This is a genomic window from Shewanella sp. Sh95 (genome assembly GCF_001308045.1).
Classification (GTDB): Bacteria; Pseudomonadota; Gammaproteobacteria; order Enterobacterales; family Shewanellaceae; genus Shewanella; species Shewanella xiamenensis.
The window spans coordinates 1-3,936 of sequence record NZ_LGYY01000179.1; the positions used below are offsets into that span (position 1 = coordinate 1).

Consider the following 3,936-nt stretch of genomic DNA (forward strand, 5'->3'; position numbering starts at 1 on the left):
TTGGAGGTACTCAGGCGGCCTGATTATCAAATCACGGAGAAAGAATTGCTGGCGGCCTGGGTATTATTCGCCAATCAGTTGCTCAAATATGGCTATGCTATGGCTGATTTATGAGGGGATCCTTCAGGACCATACTCCTACGACACAGGATGTATCAGATTTATACCAATTTTGTTTTGTACTAAAGGATTTTTTTAATAATGGTATTACCCTATACCCAGTCAACGACTCAATATAACGTTGTCTCCCATCATCAGGTAATTTTGAATCGAAAACATCAATTAATGCGCAAAATATCTTTAATGTATTTGGTTTTGTAATTTTACAGAGTTTAATTATGTCCTTTTCGTATGAAGTTGTTGTATCCCTGAGTTTGAACTCTATTGCTAAGGTGTCTCCATTCTCCAGTTTGAAAACAAGATCTGTAGGGCCACCATTACCAAGATTTTCCTCTCTAATCCAAGTAACATTTAAACCATCAAAGATTGTATGAGCTTCTTTTAAAATTGCTTTGCCGCATTGATAAGCAAATGCCAACTCTGGCATATGAAATATCCCTTGATTAGCAATAAGTGAAAGTTCTTTATCTTCCGATATTGCCGTTTCATAAATGATTTCTGCTATTCTATCTGTTTGCATTATTTCACCTTACCCTTTAACACTACAGCACTGTAACGCACTGATTGTAGTTTTAGCATGATAATAAAGTAATTACTCACTATATAGTCTTTTTATAATGTATTTCCTGGGCTATGATTGGAGACCATTTCTTCCAGCTGAAGTATGAGCTTGGATGCCGAATAAACAGTAGTTTAATTTCCTTTATTCCTTTTTTTATCATGATTCTTCTTGGGTAAGATCTTCCCACCTTCTCTGGTAATTTTACAATTTCAAGGGTAAAGTTGTTTCGTTCAGAAAAATCAATTAAAGACTTGATTTTTTCTTGTTCTAATCCGTATACAATAACTTCATTTACATCAAGTAAATCAATTAACTTATTGAATTCGCACCATCCAGAGTAATAATCAGTATATGATGGTCTATGCTTTTTACTTTTTAAAACTCGAGTTACAAGATTGTGATAAGTTATAGAATTCCAAAATGATTTTTTTTCTTCATCTGTTGGCTTTCTTTTATCATAAATTGCTCTCTCAATATTCCTTACAAATTTTGAGTTACGCTTGAAATCTAAAGCGTGATTTTTATGAAGAATTCTAAGATTAAGTGGGCTATTTATTTTTTCTATATGTCCAGGCTCTTTCGGATTCCAATCGTATACACTTTCACCAAGAATAAGTATCTTCATTTCCTGTTCGCGGTAAGCATTGCCTACCCATGGAAGTCTGTTAATTGTTCCTAATTTTTCAATTTCAGTATCATAGGAAGTATCCCAAAAGCAATTATGTTGATTCAAAATTTTTTCCTTATATAGAGCAAATGATGCATGATGTTATTACCGTTCTACATAAATGCCTTTTTAAGAACGGATTTAATAAGTGTAAATATAAAATCAATCAAAGATAAAAGTCTGATTTTTATTTTTAAAGTTATTCAATGAAATGTATGTGGTTAATTTAACTATTTTATCCATAATGCTTACTCGTAGTTTTCAATAGTGGCTCGTAATCGTTTGACCACAAATTGTTTTAGTGAAGTAGGAGATAAACACACGACATCTTGACCAAATTTAAGGATCCAACCGATGAGGTCGTATGTTGGGTAACAAGTAAAAGTCACCTTCCACCATGTTTCATCTATCTGTTCAAGCTGTTGGTCTATGGAAAGCTTATTGTGTTTAACAACATCCAGAGCGTAATGTTTAACTTTTAGCTCTACTGTGGTTAATGTGTCCTCTAAGAGCCAGCCTGTTGGGTTTTTGGTGTAATACTCATCAAGAGTGAAAGATTTGGGTTTAGTAATACCCAAATACTCCTTTTGGACAGATATTATTTTGTGGAAAAGGAATAGCTGAGGTACCTCTGGTGACTCTTCCTTAGTGGCTACAAGGTAATGGCTTTGCTCCCTAATAATTAAACCTAATGGATTAAGAGTGTAATATTTTATGTCACTCACCTCACTCAACTGATAGCTAATAGAGATGACTTTCTCATTAAGTACACTCTCATAGATGATTTTTCGGTATTGCTCGTCAATGTGCTGCTCATCGTAGATGATGGGATAATTGTCCGAGACAACCCGAACTTTTTTCATCCAGTTCGCATAGAGGTGTTTTGAGGATAGTGCTACATTGGCCTGATTTAACCATGCTTCAAGTTTGTCACTCTGATGTAGCGGTAATACTCTCCGAAGTAACTGCTCCGACAGCACCAGCATGAATGCTTCTGAGGTGGGAAGAATATCGAGCACATTTCGCTTCTTTAAATCTCGGAACCAACGTCGATATCCTAAGTCATCGTCCTTATAACCTAGGTTTGCCCATGCAGAAAGCATTTTTAGATCTCGTTGAATAGTTCTAATTGATAGTTTAATTTCTTCCTTTTTCAGTAAGGCCTGAATTTCGAACAAGGTCATACCACGAGCTGGGAAAGTGGGAAGGTTATCCAACATCAACAAATTTCTATAAATCGCACTTTTGCGACGGCGCTCGTTTGCGGGATCATTTTCTTGCATGTAACACCATAACCTCGAAGGGTATTTCGCTATTATTCATGACTAACGGCTATGATATATTGACCAGAGTCATATAATGTCATTCATGGTTCTAGAATTGTTTTAGCCTTTAGATGTCGTATCTCTAAGTAGTATCAATGAACCCCCAATCGGAGCCAGATATGAAATCGGTAACGTGTGTTATCAAAGAGATACTGGATATCTGTCCAACACTTGCCAGTATGAATGGATATATTTTTATTGGTACGTGTAGCCAAGAGCCTCCTTATTCAAATGCAAGTTACCAAAAGTGGCGTTTGGTTGATGGTGATGAGAATGTGCCATTTGAATCAAAAATCGCGTTGGATAGGGTCTTTGCATCCATGCTGGATGATTACGGTATTTCCAAGGGGATGCCACATGGATTTTTCAAAATCGAAAAATCCATCATTTCTTTCCAATGGTCATCAAGTGATATCGTGGAAACAATGTTGGCTAAAGTAGGTGGGGAGCGAGTTGGTCGCCATTAATGTTGATTAAGCCAGCGTTTTACTATCAGCGGTACAGCAATAATTGCATCTAAGGGGATGAACTCAAAACCATAAGGTCGTTTGTTGACATGTTTAGAGACTAGAATTTTTTCTGCTCTTCCGCGTGCATATTTTGGAAGATTACATACAGGCTTTACGGTAAGGGAAGTGCCAACAATCAAAACCTTAGATGCTGTTTTAAATAGTTTTTTTACTTCATAAAGATTAGGAACCTGCTCCCCAAATAAAACGACGTGAGGCCTTTCATTATTCTCGAGCGAATAAAGCCTATCGCCGATGCTAAATGAAACATCACTCTCTAAATGCCGAGCCTCAAATAGACTTCCGTGAACGTGATAAACCTGAGTTGAGCCTGCTCGTTCGTGAAGATTATCCACATTACTGGTTACAACACTAACCCGGTATTTTTTTTCAAGTTCGGCAATGGCAATGTGTGCTGGATTAGGGTGTGCTGACAACACTTCCTGTTTGCGGAAATTATAGAAATCGATAACTTTTTCTGGGTACGCTTTTAAGGCCTGAGCAGAAGAAACCTCTTCAACCCGATACTTCAACCACAGTCCATTATCATCAGTAAAGGCTTTGTTTCCTAAATCAGTTGAACTAAAACCATAGCTGGTGATCTGATCGGCATAGCCTATCAACTCACCCATCAATCGTGTCAAAACCTCGCTATAAAACAACTAACTGGAAGCAATACAATCAAGCCTTAATTAATCGTGGCTCACTTACCTTCTGGATTGATGAGGACGCTATCGCCCAGTGGAAAGCTAAG

The 3,936-nt window shown here is 37.1% G+C and carries 5 protein-coding genes and 1 pseudogene; 2 read left to right on the forward strand and 4 right to left on the reverse strand.

Annotated features, from left to right (window positions below; genetic code table 11):
- Positions 1–123: 123 nt before the first annotated feature.
- The 3 genes from AEA42_RS13205 to AEA42_RS13215 all read right to left on the reverse strand — a co-directional run bounded on the left by AEA42_RS13205 (position 124) and on the right by AEA42_RS13215 (position 2,631).
- On the reverse strand, positions 124–639 hold the full coding sequence (locus tag AEA42_RS13205) for a hypothetical protein (protein WP_055647965.1): 516 nt from the start codon (positions 637–639) through the stop codon (positions 124–126).
- A gap of 79 nt (positions 640–718) precedes the next feature.
- The gene (locus AEA42_RS13210) at positions 719–1,414 is read right to left on the reverse strand and encodes a hypothetical protein (protein WP_055647966.1); all 696 of its coding nucleotides are present in this window, start codon (positions 1,412–1,414) and stop codon (positions 719–721) included.
- A gap of 182 nt (positions 1,415–1,596) precedes the next feature.
- Positions 1,597–2,631, reverse strand: a complete 1,035-nt coding sequence (locus tag AEA42_RS13215) for a WYL domain-containing protein (protein WP_055647967.1) — start codon at positions 2,629–2,631, stop codon at positions 1,597–1,599.
- Positions 2,632–2,792: 161 nt separating this feature from the next.
- Here AEA42_RS13215 and AEA42_RS13220 point away from each other — a divergent pair, with 161 nt between their 5' ends.
- On the forward strand, positions 2,793–3,140 hold the full coding sequence (locus AEA42_RS13220; RefSeq protein ID WP_037428262.1) for a hypothetical protein: 348 nt from the start codon (positions 2,793–2,795) through the stop codon (positions 3,138–3,140).
- On the opposite strand, the gene AEA42_RS13225 is transcribed toward AEA42_RS13220, so the two are convergent.
- Complete coding sequence (locus tag AEA42_RS13225) at positions 3,137–3,814, reverse strand: Sir2 family NAD-dependent protein deacetylase (RefSeq protein WP_055647968.1); 678 nt, start codon at positions 3,812–3,814, stop codon at positions 3,137–3,139. The two genes, AEA42_RS13220 and AEA42_RS13225, sit on opposite strands and share 4 nt — an antisense overlap.
- 5 nt (positions 3,815–3,819) lie before the next feature.
- On the opposite strand from AEA42_RS13225, the pseudogene AEA42_RS22330 reads away from it, so the two are divergent.
- Positions 3,820–3,936 (forward strand): annotated as a pseudogene (locus AEA42_RS22330) (IS5/IS1182 family transposase); the annotation flags it as partial.